Origin of the sequence: Bradyrhizobium sp. 155 (assembly GCF_023101105.1) — a bacterium.
GTDB lineage: Bacteria > Pseudomonadota > Alphaproteobacteria > Rhizobiales > Xanthobacteraceae > Bradyrhizobium > Bradyrhizobium canariense_D.
The window spans coordinates 1,864,731-1,879,418 of record NZ_CP064704.1 but is presented as its reverse complement, the minus strand read 5'-3'; the positions used below and the strand labels follow the sequence as shown (position 1 = coordinate 1,879,418).

General features: G+C 65.7%; 9 protein-coding genes. 2 read left to right on the top strand and 7 right to left on the bottom strand.

From position 1 onward, the window contains the following. Positions 1–9 precede the first annotated feature (9 nt). Both IVA93_RS09125 and IVA93_RS09120 read left to right on the top strand, forming a co-directional pair. Positions 10–1,839, top strand: a complete 1,830-nt coding sequence (locus IVA93_RS09125) for an aminopeptidase P family protein (RefSeq protein ID WP_018454251.1) — start codon at positions 10–12, stop codon at positions 1,837–1,839. Positions 1,840–2,210: 371 nt separating this feature from the next. Continuing rightward, positions 2,211–3,485, top strand: a complete 1,275-nt coding sequence (locus IVA93_RS09120) for a multidrug effflux MFS transporter (RefSeq protein ID WP_018454250.1) — start codon at positions 2,211–2,213, stop codon at positions 3,483–3,485. Between the two features lie 174 nt (positions 3,486–3,659). On the opposite strand, the gene ligA is transcribed toward IVA93_RS09120, so the two are convergent. From ligA to IVA93_RS09085, 7 genes are all read right to left on the bottom strand, one after another. Then, entirely contained in the window at positions 3,660–5,813 is a 2,154-nt protein-coding gene (ligA, locus tag IVA93_RS09115) for an NAD-dependent DNA ligase LigA (RefSeq protein WP_018454249.1), read from the bottom strand. Between the two features lie 162 nt (positions 5,814–5,975). Next, positions 5,976–7,649, bottom strand: a complete 1,674-nt coding sequence (gene recN, locus IVA93_RS09110) for a DNA repair protein RecN (protein ID WP_018454248.1) — start codon at positions 7,647–7,649, stop codon at positions 5,976–5,978. A gap of 13 nt (positions 7,650–7,662) precedes the next feature. Further along, positions 7,663–8,568 carry an outer membrane protein assembly factor BamD gene (gene bamD, locus IVA93_RS09105; protein WP_026232697.1) on the bottom strand — a complete coding sequence of 302 codons (906 nt, stop codon included), beginning with the start codon at positions 8,566–8,568 and terminating at the stop codon, positions 7,663–7,665. 296 nt (positions 8,569–8,864) lie between these two features. After that, positions 8,865–9,827, bottom strand: coding sequence for a UDP-3-O-acyl-N-acetylglucosamine deacetylase (lpxC, locus tag IVA93_RS09100; protein WP_026232696.1), 963 nt, complete (start codon positions 9,825–9,827; stop codon positions 8,865–8,867). 357 nt (positions 9,828–10,184) lie between these two features. After that, entirely contained in the window at positions 10,185–11,990 is a 1,806-nt protein-coding gene (gene ftsZ, locus IVA93_RS09095; protein ID WP_018454245.1) for a cell division protein FtsZ, read from the bottom strand. A gap of 87 nt (positions 11,991–12,077) precedes the next feature. Next, positions 12,078–13,400 carry a cell division protein FtsA gene (gene ftsA / locus IVA93_RS09090; RefSeq protein ID WP_018454244.1) on the bottom strand — a complete coding sequence of 441 codons (1,323 nt, stop codon included), beginning with the start codon at positions 13,398–13,400 and terminating at the stop codon, positions 12,078–12,080. After that, on the bottom strand, positions 13,397–14,425 hold the full coding sequence (locus IVA93_RS09085; RefSeq protein WP_026232695.1) for a cell division protein FtsQ/DivIB: 1,029 nt from the start codon (positions 14,423–14,425) through the stop codon (positions 13,397–13,399). The genes ftsA and IVA93_RS09085 overlap by 4 nt, the downstream gene beginning before the upstream one ends. Positions 14,426–14,688: the final 263 nt, after the last annotated feature.

Genomic DNA, 14,688 nt, shown 5'->3' with positions numbered 1-14,688 from the left:
TGATCCACCATGTTCGAAGCGCATTTCCAGACATTCGAGGAGCCCGAGGCCGGCGTCGCATTGACAGCCCGGCTGGCCGCGCTCCGTGAAGAACTCGCCCGCCGCAAGCTGACCGGTTTCGTGATTCCACGCGCCGATCAGCAGCAGAATGAGTACGTGCCGCCGTCCGAAGAACGTCTCGCCTGGCTGACCGGTTTTACGGGCTCGGCGGGACTGGCGGTGGTGCTGACGCACGAGGCCGCGGTCTTCGTCGACGGCCGCTACACGATCCAAGCGGCCAAGCAGGTCGATTCAAGGGCCTGGGCCGTGGAATCTCTGATCGATCCCCCGCCGGAAAGCTGGATGTCGGCACACCTGAAGGCCGGCGACCGCCTAGGATTTGATCCGTGGCTGCACACTTTTGCAGCAGCCGAGCGTTTGGCCGCCGCCTGCACCAAGGCCGGTGCCGAACTGGTCGCCGTCGACAGCAATCCGGTCGATGCGATCTGGCAAGACCGGCCACAGCCGCCGATTGCGCCGGTCACGGTGCACGGAATGCAACATGCCGGCGTGACTGAAGCCGAGAAGCTGACGCAGATCAGGAGCGAGATCGGCAAGCTCGGCGTCGATGCGTTGGTGCTGTCCGACAGCCATGCCGTGGCCTGGACCTTCAACATCCGCGGCGCCGACGTCGCGCATACGCCGCTGCCGCTGTCCTATGCGCTGGTGCCGAAGGACGGCCGTCCCACCATCTTCATCGATCACCGCAAGCTCTCAAATCTGACCCGCGACCATCTCGAGCAGTCCGCCGACGTGCGCGAGCCCGATGCGATGGCGCCGACGCTGATGGCGCTCGCCAAGAGCGGCGGATCGATCGCGCTCGACAATGCGACCGCGGCCGACGCCCTCAGCCGGCTGATCACGGGCGCCGGCGGCAAGCCGGTGCGCGGCAGCGATCCGATCGCGCTGCTCAAGGCGGTCAAGAACACGACCGAGATCAAGGGCACGCAATCGGCGCACCGGCGCGACGCCGTGGCGCTGGCACGCTTCCTCGCCTTTATCGACCGCGAGGCGGCAAGCGGCAAGCTCACCGAGATCGACGCGGTCGAGGCGCTGGAGACATTCCGCCGCGACACCGGCGCGCTCAAAGATGTGTCGTTCCCGACCATATCGGGCACCGGCCCGAATGGCGCGATCGTGCACTACCGCGTCACCCGCAAGAGCAACCGGCGGATCGTCCCCGGCGATCTGCTGCTGATCGATTCAGGTGCACAATACGAAGACGGCACCACCGACGTCACCCGCACCATGGCCGTGGGCGAGCCGACCGACGAGATGCGCGACCGCTTCACGCGTGTGCTGCGCGGCCACATCGCGATTGCGCGGGCGATCTTTCCCGACGGCGCCACCGGCGCGCAGCTCGACACACTCGCACGGCAATATCTCTGGGCCGCCGGCGTCGATTTCGAGCATGGCACCGGCCACGGCGTCGGCAGCTATCTGAGCGTGCATGAGGGGCCGGCGCGAATCTCGAAGCTCGGCACTACGCCGCTGAAGCGCGGCATGATCCTGTCCAACGAGCCCGGCTACTACAAGACAGACGGTTTCGGCATCCGCATCGAGAACCTCGAACTGGTGGTCGAAGCCGATATCAAGGGCGCGGAAAAATCGATGAACGCGTTCGAGACGCTGACCCTGGCGCCGATCGACCGCCGGCTGATCGATGTCGGCATGCTCAGCAAGGACGAGCTCGACTGGCTCAACGCCTACCACGCGCGCGTCAGGGCCGAGGTGCGGCCGGCGCTGGACGAGACGACCAAGGCCTGGCTGGACCAGGCCACGGCGGAGTTGAAGGCGTAAGCGCGTCGTCGCAAAGCCGCATGGCTCCACGCGCTTTGCGCAAGGCTGCTTCTCCACCACAGCTGTCATGCCCCGCGACCCGGCTACGCCGGGGTGAGGTCTAGGGGCGCCGAAGCTTTAGCGAAGGCGGCAGGCGGGGAATCCAGCATTCCAGAGACAGGAAACGCATGCGAAGAAGCCGCGGCGTACTGGATCGCCCGGTCAAGCCGGCGATGACACCGACTTTTTGACGCGAGCAACGCGCCCAAGCGGCGCTATGGCGCCCTCATCATAACCGTCCCGGAATCCGTATAGCCGCATTCCGAAACGCCGATATGCGTCTTGCGCGAGCGCGCTACAGTCCGATTCGAATTTCTACGAGACGGACACGCATGCACGGCATGATCAGCAAGCCGCCGGACACGGCGAAGAACCTCGCGACCTCGCGCGTGGTGTTGCTGCTGCTCGTCGTCATGACCGGCATCGCGCCGATCTCGCTTTACATGCTGGTTCCGGCGCTGCCGGTGCTGGCGACGACCTTTGGCAGCGACATCTCGGTCGCGCAGATGACGGTGTCGCTGTACATGGTCGGCATCGCGCTGTCGCAACTCATCATGGGCCCGCTGTCGGACCGTTTCGGGCGGCGACCGGTGCTGCTCGGAGGACTGGCGCTGATGGTGGTCGCCAGCGCCGCCTCCATCTTCGCGGAAACCCTGCCGCAGCTGATCGCCGCGCGCTTTTTCCAGGCGTTGGGCGGCGCCGCGGGCATGGTGGTGAGCCGCGCCATCATCCGCGACATCTACGAGCGCGACCGCGTCGCCTCGATGATCAGCCTCGTGGTCGCGGCGCTGATGATCGGGCAGATGGTCTCTCCGCTCACCGGCGGCCTGATCGAAACCGCGTTCGGCTGGCGCGCGATCTTCTACGCCATCACCGTCGCCGCGATCATTGTCGCCGTCGGAATCGCATTCGCGCTGCCCGAGACCCGCCGAGACCGCGTCGCCGGCAGCGGCTTTCGCGGCGATGTCGGCATCCTGATCCGCAACCGCGCCTTCGTCGGCTACGTGATGTGCCAGGTGCTGGCCTCGCAGATCATCTTCACCTTCGCGGGCGGCGGCCCCTATATCGTGGTAACGCAGATGGGCAGGACCAGCGCCGAATACGGCGCGTGGTTCGCGACGACGGGCTTTGCGTATCTCGTCGGCAATCTGCTCTGCGTGCGCTTCGCGCCCAGGCACTCGCTGGAGAAGTTGATCTGGTTCGGCCTCGCGCTTCAGCTTTGCGGCAGCCTGTTGAACCTGCTCTGGAGCTTCACCGGCTGGAACGAGGCGCCCGCCTGGCTGTTCGGCACGCAGATGATCGTGATGGTCGGCAATGCCTTCGTGATGGCGAACTCGGCCGCCGGCGCGATCAGCATCCGTCCCGAGGCCGCCGGCACCGCATCAGGTGCGATGGGCTTTCTCCAGCAAGGCATCGGCGCGCTGATGTCGCAATTCGGCGCCTATCTCGGCGGCCATTCCGCGACCACGCTGCCGCTCACCGCCGCGGTACTGGCGATCTCCCTGCTCTGCGCCTGCACGATGATCTTCGTCGTCCCCCGCCGCGAGGTCATGGTGAGCGAGACGCTGATCGAGCAGGCGGAAGAGGAAGAGAGCGGGATGATGTGATCGGGCGCGGTGAGGCCTTCTTCCTTCTCCCCTTGTGGGAGAAGGTGGCGCGCGTAGCGCGCCGGATGAGGGGTCTCTCTCCGCACGGGTCCCCTCTCAAAGCTTGAATTCGAGGATAGAACCCCTCATCCGGCGCTGCGCGCCACCTTCTCCCACAAGGGGAGAAGGGAAGAGTCACTCCCCGATCAGCGCCAGCCACTCGTCCTCGGTCAGCACCTTGACGCCATGCTTGTTGGCCTCCGCGAGCTTCGAACCTGCGCCGGGGCCTGCGACGACGAGATCGGTTTTCTTGGACACCGATCCGGACACTTTTGCGCCTAGCCGCTCAGCGGTGGCCTTGGCCTCGTCGCGCGTCATCTTCTCCAGCGAGCCCGTGAACACCACGGTCTTGCCGGCGACGGCGGAGTTACTCTTCGGCTTCTCCGCGTCGATGATCTCGACCTCCCTGGTAAGCCGCTCGACGATGCCGCGATTGTGGCTCTCGCCGAAATAATCGGCGATGCTCTTGATCACGGTCTCGCCGATCTGGTCGAGCGCGTCCATCTCGGCCATCGCCTCCTCGTCGCCCTTGGCGACCTTGAGGCTGGCATCGTGGAAGGCGTCCCAGGAGCCGTAGCCGCGGGCCAGCGCCAGCGCCGTGGTCTCGCCGATATGGCGCATGCCGAGCGCGAAGATAAAGCGCTCCAGTGCAATCTTCCGACGGCTCTCGATCGCGCTGAACAGATTGCGCACCGAGGTTGCCCCGTAACCCTCGATGTCCTCGAGCTTGAGTTTCGAATTGCGCTTTTCCAGCGTGAAGATGTCCGCTGGCTCCTTCACAAAGCCCTCGTCGAAGAAATACTGGAGCTGCTTCTCGCCAAGACCGTCGATGTCGAAGGCGCGCCGCGACACGAACAGCTTCAGATGCTCGATCTTCTGGTAGGGGCAGGCGAACTCGCCGGTGCAGCGAGCGCGTGAGCCCTCTTCGCCCGCCGCCGTCTCCTCGCGCGTGACGTCGGTGTGCAACGGGCACGGGCACTTCTTCGGAAACTGGAATTCCCTGGCAGCCTTCGGCCGCTTGTCGAGGACGACGTCGACCACCTGCGGGATGACGTCGCCGGCGCGCTGGATCACGACGGTGTCGCCGATCCTGATGTCGCGGCCCTCGCGCAGCACTTCGCCCTTATTGCCGATACCCTTGATGTAGTCCTCGTTGTGCAGCGTGACGTTCTGCACGATCACGCCGCCGACGCCGACCGGTTCGAGCTTGCCGACCGGCGTGAACGAGCCGGTGCGGCCGACCTGGATCTCGATGTCGCGCAACACCGTCGTGGCGCGTTCGGCCGGGAATTTGTGGGCAATGCCCCAGCGCGGCGTGCGCGAGACGAAGCCGAGCCGCTCCTGCCAGTCGATGCGATCGACCTTGTAGACGACGCCGTCGATGTCGTAGTCGAGCTTTGCGCGCTGCTCCTCGATCGCATGATGAAACGCCAGCAGCTCCTCGACGGAGTGACAGAGCCTGGTCAGCGGGTTGGTCTTGAACCCGCAGCGCTCGAACCAGCCGATCATGCCGCTCTGCGTGGCCTCCGGCATCGCGCTCATCTCGCCCCAGGCATAGGCGAAGAAGCCGAGGGGGCGCGAGGCGGTGATGGTCGGATCCTTCTGCCGGAGCGAGCCCGCGGCCGAATTGCGCGGATTGGCGAAGATGGTGCTGCCTTCCGCCTTCTGCCGCTCGTTGAGCGCGAGGAAGGCCTTCTTGGTCATGTAGACCTCGCCGCGCACCTCGCAGATATCGGGGACGTTGCGGCCCTTCAGCCTCTTCGGCACGTCCTCGAGCGTGCGGATGTTGGCGGTGACGTCCTCGCCGACCGCGCCGTCGCCGCGAGTCGCCGCGGTGACGAGTTCACCGCCCTCGTAGCGCAGCGACATCGAGAGGCCGTCGATCTTCGGCTCGGCCGAGAAATCGATCTTGTCGTCGTCGAGCTTCAGGAAGCGCACGATGCGGCCGACGAAGTCGCGCAGATCCTCTTCCGCAAAGGCGTTGTCGAGCGACAGCATGGGGACGGCATGCCGCACCTTCTTGAAGCGGCCTGATGGTGCAGCACCGACTTTCTGCGACGGAGAGTCCGCGCTGACGAATTCCGGAAAGCGCTTCTCGATCGCGTTGAAGCGCTGGCGTAGCGCGTCATACTCGGCGTCGGTGACGGTGGGCGCGTCGTCCTGGTAGTAGCGTTCGTTATGCCCCTCGATCTCGAGCGCGAGCCGCATGTGCTCGACCTTGGCCTGCGCCTTGGTGAGGTCGGCGACGTCGCGAAGCGGTGTTGGTTTCGATTTTGCTGCTCTGGCCATGGTGCTTGGATACGATGGAGCGGGCGGGAGGGTAAAGGCGTGTTGAGGTCTTGCGCCCCGGACGCAGCGCAGCGCTTCTTTGGCGGTGCGCTGCAGAGCCGGGGCCCATCGGGGCGACATTCTGGGTCCCGGCTCGCGGTTGCGCGCGTCCGGGACACGAAATCAAGCCGTCGCCGCCTTGAGCAGACGGTCCGCGGCAGCCCTCGCCTCGGCGGTGATCTCGGCACCGGCGAGCATCCGCGCGATCTCCTCGCGGCGGTGGTCGGCGGCAAGCGCATTGACGCGGGTCGCAACGCGCTTGCCCTTGTCCAGCGCGTCCTTTGAGATCAGCAAATGCTGGTCGGCACGGGCGGCGACCTGCGGGGCGTGGGTGACGGCCATCACCTGGACCTTGCCGGCGAGCCGCGCCAGCCGCCCGCCGATCGCGTCCGCGACCGCGCCGCCGACGCCGGTGTCGATCTCGTCGAAGACCAGGGTCGGCGCCGAACCGCGGTCGGACAGCACGACCTTCAGCGCCAGCAGGAAACGCGACAGCTCGCCGCCGGAGGCGACCTTCATCAGCGGCCCCGGCTTGGTGCCCGGGTTGGTCTGCACCCAGAACTCGACGCGGTCGAACCCTTGCGGGCCCGGAGCTGCCTCGTCGGTCTCGACCTGGGTCATGAACTTTGCGCGCTCGAGCTTGAGCGGCGCGAGCTCGGCATTGACGGCCTTGTTGAGCTTCTCCGCCGATTTCTGCCGCGCCATCGACAGCTTCTTCGCAGCCGCCGCATAGCGCGCATCGGCCTCGATCGCGGCCTGCTCCAGCTTCTTCAGCCGTGAGGCGCCGGCATCGATCAGAACGACATCGGCGGCGTATTTTGCGGCGAGCGCGGCGAGCCCGTCGACCGGCGTCGAATATTTGCGCGAGGCGGCGCGCAACGCGAACAGGCGCTCCTCGATGCGTTCGAGCTCCGAGGGATCAAAATCGGTTGCCGCAAGCGCCGCCTGGAGATGCTGGTCGGCTTCCTCCAGCGCGTTGATGGCGATGTCGATCGCCCTCACCGCGGGTTCGACCAGCGCCGGCGAGTTGACGCCGCGACGCTCCAGCCGCCGCACGGCCGCCGACAGCGAGGCGACCGGCGAATGGTGGCCGCCGACCGCCTCCTGCGCCTCGCGCAGGTCGGAGGCGATCTTCTCGCCCTGCATCATCGTGGTCCGACGGGAGGCCAGCGAAGTCTCCTCGCCGTCCTTGGGCGCGAGCTGCTTCAATTCGTCGGAGGCGTGGCGGAGGTAATCGGCTTCGCGCGCAGCGCGCTCCATGCCGGCGCGATGCTCCTCCAGCGCAGTGTTGGCGGTGCGGCGCGCGTCCCAGAGCGTCTCGACCGCCGAGACGTCCTTTTCGAGACCTGCGAAGGCATCGAGCAGGCGGCGGTGGGTGGCGGCATCGACCAGCGCGCGCTCATCGTGCTGACCGTGGATCTCGACCAGGGCGGCACCGACAGCCTTCAGCGTCTGCACGCTGATCGCCTGGTCGTTGATGAAGGCGCGGGTGCGGCCGTCGGCGAGCTGGACCCGGCGGAGAATCATCTCGCCGGTATCGTCCAGCCCGTTCTCCGCGAGGATTTTGGCCGCGGGATGGTTTTTTGGGATATCGAATACGGCAGTGACCTGCCCCTGCTCCGCCCCATGCCGCACGAGGCCGGCATCGCCGCGGCCGCCGAGCGCCAACGCAAAGGCATCGAGCAGGATGGATTTGCCCGCACCGGTCTCGCCGGTCAAAACCGCGAGGCCTGGTGCGAATTCGATATCGAGCCGTTCGATCAGGACGATGTCACGGATCGACAGACGCGCCAGCATGGAATTCTATTTCCTAGCCGAGACCCATTTTCTTGAAGGTCTTGCTAATCCAGGACCCCTGATTCTCGCTCGGTTCGAGACCGCCTGATTTTACAAGATTATAGGCGTCCTTGTACCAGCGACTGTCAGGAAAATTGTGCCCGAGCACGGCGGCGGCCGTCTGGGCCTCGCCAACGATGCCGATCGCCATATAGGCCTCGGTCAGGCGGTACAGCGCCTCCTCGACATGGCGGGTGGTCTGGTACTGCGTCACCACGGCCTTGTAGCGGTTGATCGCCGCCGTGTAGTCGCGCTTCTGCGCGTAATAGCGGCCGACGTTCATTTCCTTGCCGGCGAGCTGGTCGCGCGCACCTTCGATCTTGGCCTTGGCCGAGGTCGCATATTCGGAGGTCGGATATTTGCGCACCACCTCTTCCAGCGAGGCGATCGCCTTCTCGGTGCGGGTCTGGTCGCGGCTGATGTCCGGAATCTGGTCGTAATGCGAGGCGGCGATCAGATATTGCGCGTAGGCCGCATCCGGGCTGCCGGGATGCAGCGTGACGTAGCGGGTGGCCGCGCCGATACAATTGTCATAATCCCCGCCCTGGTAGGACGCGTAGGCCGACATCAGCAATGATTTGCGGGCCCAGTCGGAATAAGGATGCTGGCGGTCGACCTCTTCGAACTTCTTGTTCGCCGCCTTCATGTCCTTCTTCTCGTTCATGAGGTACAGGCCCTCATTGTAGATCTTGTCGGCGGGCTCCTCGACGAAGGTGTCGTCCTTGGCGGTGAACTTGTCCCAAAGCGCGCCGGTGCCGCAGCCGGCCAGCGGCAGCGCGAGCACGAAGAGGGCGACAACCTGAAGCAGCCCACGGGCTCGAGACGAGACTTCTCGAGACGGGACTTGAAGATATCCGCGCGTCATACGCTGTGCCGACATGAGTATTGCCCTGACGCCCTGTGGTGCGGTGTCCGCCAGCCCATGAACCCCGTCCTGGGCGCGAAATATAGCCGTGGTGCCTGCCGTGCGACCACGCCGGTGTAACCGAAAAACGATCTTCAACCAACCGGATAGGCAGGCATTCCGCCCGGATTAAGGCGAACGCGCCGCAATCCTAGCCGATCATCGTTACCAGGAGTTTCCCGGGGAAAGCCGCCGCCAAACGCCCGCGGCGACGGGTCTCTTCAGGACGCGTCTCTCGTCTAGGAAACGTCCGCTGCAGGAAACGTCTCTCTTCAGGAAACGTCCGGCCCGTAGACCGCGGCGATCCGGCCACCGACGATGCCGCGACCGGTTTCGGCCACCGGACGCGTGGTGCGGCGGGCTGCCTCGCCCTCGACCACCCGCCAAGCGGTGCGGTCGGCGAGCAGCGCGGTCAGAACGGCGTGGTTGAGCTTGTGGCCGCCACGTACCGAGCGGTAGGCGCCGAGCAGCGGCAGACCCGCCAGCGCGAGGTCGCCGATCACGTCCAGCACCTTGTGGCGGGCGCATTCGTCGGCGTAGCGCAGGCCCTCGGTGTTGAGCAGCCGCTCCTCGTCGAACACGACGGTGTTGTCGAATGAGGCACCGAGCGCATAGCCGGCGCTCCAGAGCCGCGCGACGTCGCACATCAGACCGAAAGTCCGGGCCCGGCCGACTTCGCGGCGGAAACGCTCCGGGTTGAGGTCGAAGGCATAGCTCTGCTGGCCGATGACAGGATTGGTGAAGTCGATCTCGACCTCGGCGCGGAACCCGTCGGCATAGGGCCTGATCTCACCGAAGGAGTCGCCGATCTTGACCGAGATCGGCTTCAAAACCTGGATGAAGCGGCGCTGCGCCGGCTGGGTCACGATGCCGGCCTGGTCGATCGCCGCAACGAAGGCTGCCGCGCTGCCGTCCATGATCGGCACTTCCGGCCCATCGATCTCAATGATGGCGTTGTCGACGCCCATTCCCCGCAGCGCAGCAAGGACATGCTCGGCGGTGGAAACCAGCGGACCGTTGCGATCACCGAGGACGGTGGCGAAATCCGTCGCGATCACCTGCTCGGCGGTGGCCTGAACTTCGCGGTCGCTTCCCTCGAGCCCGGTGCGGATAAAAACAAAGCCCGCGTCGACAGGCGCGGGTCCAAGCGTGAGCGTGACGGGAAGACCGGAATGAACGCCGACGCCTGCCACACTGGCTTGCGCGCGAAGCGTTGTTTGCCGGCTAAATTTCATCAGGAACCGCCCCACTACGACCATCGCGACTTATACTGAACCCGACTGCGGCCTAGACCGCTGTTCCGAATCCGTATCCCCAAGTCACGGCAAACCATAGTCACTGCCCTAAACAGCGCCAACTCACGCTTTTTTACCGATTGTTACCCCAAACCCGCCGTATTCGCGCCAAGGCTTAACCAAATTGGACCGGAGTTCGGGACCGTTTTCGGTAGTTTTACTGAACCATCGAATACGTAATTAATGATTTAAAATCAGTTGTTTGGCCACGCAATCCGGATATGCACGGGGCAAAAGAAAAGGCCCCGGCAAGCTTCCCGCCGGGACCTTTTTTCGTCCGCCTTATTGTAACAATCCTCAGGTCGCCTGCCGCCGCAGGAAGGCCGGGATATCAAGATGGTCATCTCCCTGTGGCGCCGGGGCAACAGGCGCGGGACGGCCGTGCATGTCCAGGCCCTGCGGCGCGGGACGACGTGCATACTCGGACACCGGCTCGGTAGAAGCGATTTGCTGCGCCACGGTCTTCTGGGGGCGGCGATCGGGCAGTGGCGGCATCGCGGGACCGGCGGTGCGGGCCGCGATCGGCGCCTCGGTCTCCTCGTCACGACGGCCGAGGCCGACATTGGCGAGGCGCTGCAGCAGCGACAGCCGGGTCTTCTGCGGGGTCTCCTCCTCGACCTCGCCGCGGGCCTGGCGAAGCTCGGCCTGGGCGGGCATCGGAAGTTCCTCGATCCGCGGCATCCGCGGTGTGCGGACCGGTGCACGCTCGGCCTGCGGAGGGATGAAGGTTTCCGGCGTCATCGGCTCTTGCATGGCCATCGGCGCCTGCTCGGGCTCGGGGAACAGCGTGGGCTTCTGCGCGATCGGGCGCACGGTAACGTCGCCATAGGTCTGCATCGGCGCGGGAGCCTGCGGAACGTCCGCAACGGCGGCGGCGATGGCGGCAAGCGCAGCGCGCTCGACGTTCGGACGCGGAGCCGTGGGAGCGGCGGCAAATTGGCCCGTTCCTGTGGCCGGGGTCTGTCCTTCGAACTTCTGGGCGCGCTCGGCCATGCGCTGATTGTCAGCGCGCAGCCGCGCGGTCAGATCGGCAAGACGGCTCTCGGCAGCCGCGGCGGGAGCGGCGGGAGCCTGCTGCGCCTGCGGAGCAGGATTCGCCACGGGAGCGCTGGTGGCCTGGCTGTTGCGCGCGATCGCGGCCTGTTCGATGCCGGTGGCGACGACCGAGACGCGGATCAGGCCATCGAGGGCCTCGTCGAAGGTGGCGCCGACGATGATGTTGGCGTCCTGGTCGACTTCCTCGCGGATGCGGGTCGCAGCTTCGTCGACCTCGAACAGGGTGAGATCCTTGCCGCCGGTGATGGAGATCAGGAGGCCCTTGGCGCCCTTCATCGAGCTATCGTCGATCAGCGGGTTGGCGATCGCGGCTTCGGCGGCGGTCAGCGCGCGCTTGTCGCCGGAGGCTTCGCCCGTGCCCATCATCGCCTTGCCCATCTCGCGCATGACGGCGCGGACGTCGGCGAAGTCGAGATTGATCAGGCCTTCCTTGACCATCAGGTCGGTGATGCAGGCAACGCCCGAATAGAGCACCTGGTCGGCCATCGCGAAGGCGTCGGCAAAGGTGGTCTTCTCGTTCGCGACCCGGAACAGGTTCTGGTTCGGGATGATCAGCAGCGTATCGACGACCTTGTGCAGCTCGTTGATGCCCGCTTCCGCAGTGCGCATGCGGCGGCCGCCCTCGAAGTGGAAGGGCTTGGTCACGACGCCGACGGTGAGGATGCCCATCTCGCGCGCGATCTTGGCGATCACGGGAGCTGCGCCGGTGCCGGTGCCGCCGCCCATGCCGGCGGTGACGAACACCATGTTGGCGCCCGAGAGATGGTCACGCAGCTCGTCCATGACCTCTTCGGCCGCGGCCGCGCCGACCACCGGTTGCGAACCTGCGCCCAACCCTTGCGTGGCCGCCGTGCCCATTTGCACGATGCGCTGCGCCTTCGACATCGTCAGCGCCTGCGCGTCGGTGTTGGCGACCACGAAGTCGACGCCCTGGAGGCCCGCCGTGATCATGTTGTTGACGGCGTTACCACCGGCGCCGCCGACGCCGAACACGGTGATGCGGGGCTTCAGTTCGTGAATATCAGGAACATTGATGCTGATGGTCATGTTTGCCTCTCGATCACGCGCGCGTGGGTTCGCCCCGGCCGGCGGCCGCGGGAGTTGGTGAAAATCGAATATTGCGGGAAGGAGTCATCAGAAGCCCTCGCGTAGCCATCGTCCGACCTTTCCGAAATACCCGCCGGTCCCCGTCCTGACCTGCTGCCGCGTATGCCGCGGTTCGACATGTTCGTGGTGAACATATTGCGGGTAGACGAGCAGTCCGGCCGGCACCGCGAAGGCGGCGTTCTTCGCCTCGTTGGGCAGCCGGCCGAAACCGAGCGGACGTCCGACCCGCACGGGCCGGCCGAGAATCTGCGTTCCGAGCTCAACGAGACCCGTGAGCTGCGAGGCCCCGCCCGAGAGCACGACGCGGCCGTTCGGCTCCGAGGCGAAGGGCGAATCCTTCAGCTTGTCCCGAACCATTTCGAAGACTTCCTCGGCACGATGCTTGACGATGTTGGCGATGGTAGCGCGGGAGACGATCTGCGGCAGATCCTGCTCGTCACCGGCTGTCGGTACAGACATCAGCTCACGCGAGTCCGATCCGCCGGTGATGACGGTCCCGTATAACGTCTTGATTCGCTCGGCATCGGCAATGGTCGCGGAGAGTCCGCGCGCCAGATCCATCGTGATGTGTTGCCCGCCGACCGCAAAACCCGCGGCATGCACGAAGTGGCCGCCGGAAAAGACCGCGATCGTGGTGGTGCCCGCGCCCATTTCGACCACGGCGGCGCCGAGATCGGCCTCGTCGTCGGTCAGCACCGACAGGCCTGCCACATAGGGGCTTGCCGCCATGGCTTCGACGTTGATGTGGCAGCGTTCGACCGCCAGCATCAAGTTCCGCGCCACCGTGGCGTCGCAGGTGACGACATTCATGTCGATGCCGAACTGATGCGCGACCATGCCGCGGGGGTCGCGGATGCCCTTGACGCCATCGAGCGTGTAGCCGACCGGCAGAGCATGCAGCACGGTGCGGCCCTCGCCGGTGGCGTGGCGCATGCCCGTGGAGGTGACGCGGCTGACATCGGCCGGTGTCACGGCGCCGCCGCGGATGTCGGCCGCAGCTTCGACCAGCTGACCGGAGAGCCGGCCGCCGGAGACCGACAGCAGCACGGACTCGACCCGCACCTTGGCCATTTTCTCTGCAAGCCCGACGGCCTGTCGCACCGCCTGCTCGCATTCGCCGAGATCGATCACGGCGCCGGCCTTCATGCCGCGCGACTGAATCTGGCTGTAGCCGATCAGCTCCACCGCATGGGTCCGGTCGCGTAGGGCTTCGCTCGGCGCCGACGGCTTCAGCCGCGCGATCATGCAGGCGATCTTGCTGGTGCCGATGTCGAGGCAGGCGACGAGGCCGCCGCGCTTGTGCGGCATCGGGCGTGTCTTCGGTGTCTGGGTGCGATCAAGACCGGTCATGCAGCGTCCCCGGCCTTTTTCTTCTTCTTGTCCTTGAACAAATCGTCGCGCGCCTTGGCGGCGTCCTCGGACAGCTGCACGACGAGCCGATCGGGCAGGCGCAGGTCGACGGCGACGATGTCGCGGGAGAACAGCCTGTCCTCCTTGTCGAGCCTGGACAGCATCGCAAGCGCGTTGCCGACGTCCTGTTCGGGCAGGCGGATGTCGAGGCCGTCCTTGAGCCTCAGGTTCCAGCGCCGCTCACCGACGAAGATCGCGGCCTTGGTAATGGAATTGACCTGCGGATAGCGCGCCAGCAAAGCGAGGAAATCGCGGGCCTGCGTCTCGGCGCCCTTGCCGACCACGAGCGGCAGCGACAGGAAGCGGCGCGAGACGTAGGGTTCGAGCACGGCGCCGTCATCGGCGATGACGGAGAGCCGGCCGGCCTCCTGCCACAGCGCGAACGCCTTGCGCTCGGTGAGCTCGATCATGAGCTGGCCCGGATAGAGCTTCAGCACGGTCGCATCCGCGATCCAGGGATTGGCCTTGAGCTTGTCGCGCACGGCGTCGGCGTCGAGGAACAGAAGCGAGGATCGGCCGCTGACGCCGCCGATCGCGAGGATTTCGTCCTGGCTGAGCTGCTTGCGGCCGTTGATCACGACGGAGGTGATGCGGAAGCCGGCGGAATTGGCCAGCGCGTTGCGGGTGTCGTTGACCGCCGTGATGAAATCCTGGAGATGGCCGCCCTTGACGATACCGAAGCCGCAGCTTCCGATCAGGAGCAGCACCGTCATGCTGATCCCGACCCGGCGCGGCAGATAGCGCTCGACCAGCGCGACCAACCGCGGCGGCGGCTCGCGCTCGACGATGGCTTTGGCCCTGGTCTTTTCCTTGGCGGCAGCACGGGCGCCGAGAACTCTTTCCTGACGCTTGTCCTGCACCCACTCGCGCAGAAGCACGACCGCTCCGATAGCGGCCGCCTTCAGGTCAGCTTGGGGCCTCAGCGATCTGAAAAGCGACCGAGTGAGGCTTCCTGCTCCATCCATTGCACGAGCTCGTCAACAGTTTGCCCGCGACATCGCGCGGGTCCTGGCGAACATGACGTCTCGGACTTGCCGGGCCGGGTGCTGGTCTTCAGCAGAAGAAAACCTCTCCCCTTCAGAGCGTTCGCTGGGGGTGACAACACCCGCAACGGTCCACGCGCCGGCAGCCAAAGCGTCATATGCGCCGCCAGCGTTAACCTTCGGACGTCCTGGTAAACAAAAGGTAAAGTTCGTTAACGACGTGAGCTTTTTGCCCAGGCCTGTGA

Bases quoted from the DNA above. Each gene is read 5' to 3' on its own strand.
- bamD (WP_026232697.1), bottom strand. From the start codon at position 8,568: ATGTCGGCACAGCGTATGACGCGCGGATATCTTCAAGTCCCGTCTCGA.
- lpxC (WP_026232696.1), bottom strand. From the start codon at position 9,827: ATGAAATTTAGCCGGCAAACAACGCTTCGCGCGCAAGCCAGTGTGGCA.
- ftsZ (WP_018454245.1), bottom strand. From the start codon at position 11,990: ATGACCATCAGCATCAATGTTCCTGATATTCACGAACTGAAGCCCCGC.
- IVA93_RS09125 (WP_018454251.1), top strand. From the start codon at position 10: ATGTTCGAAGCGCATTTCCAGACATTCGAGGAGCCCGAGGCCGGCGTC.
- recN (WP_018454248.1), bottom strand. From the start codon at position 7,649: ATGCTGGCGCGTCTGTCGATCCGTGACATCGTCCTGATCGAACGGCTC.
- ftsA (WP_018454244.1), bottom strand. From the start codon at position 13,400: ATGACCGGTCTTGATCGCACCCAGACACCGAAGACACGCCCGATGCCG.
- ligA (WP_018454249.1), bottom strand. From the start codon at position 5,813: ATGGCCAGAGCAGCAAAATCGAAACCAACACCGCTTCGCGACGTCGCC.
- IVA93_RS09120 (WP_018454250.1), top strand. From the start codon at position 2,211: ATGCACGGCATGATCAGCAAGCCGCCGGACACGGCGAAGAACCTCGCG.
- IVA93_RS09085 (WP_026232695.1), bottom strand. From the start codon at position 14,425: ATGGATGGAGCAGGAAGCCTCACTCGGTCGCTTTTCAGATCGCTGAGG.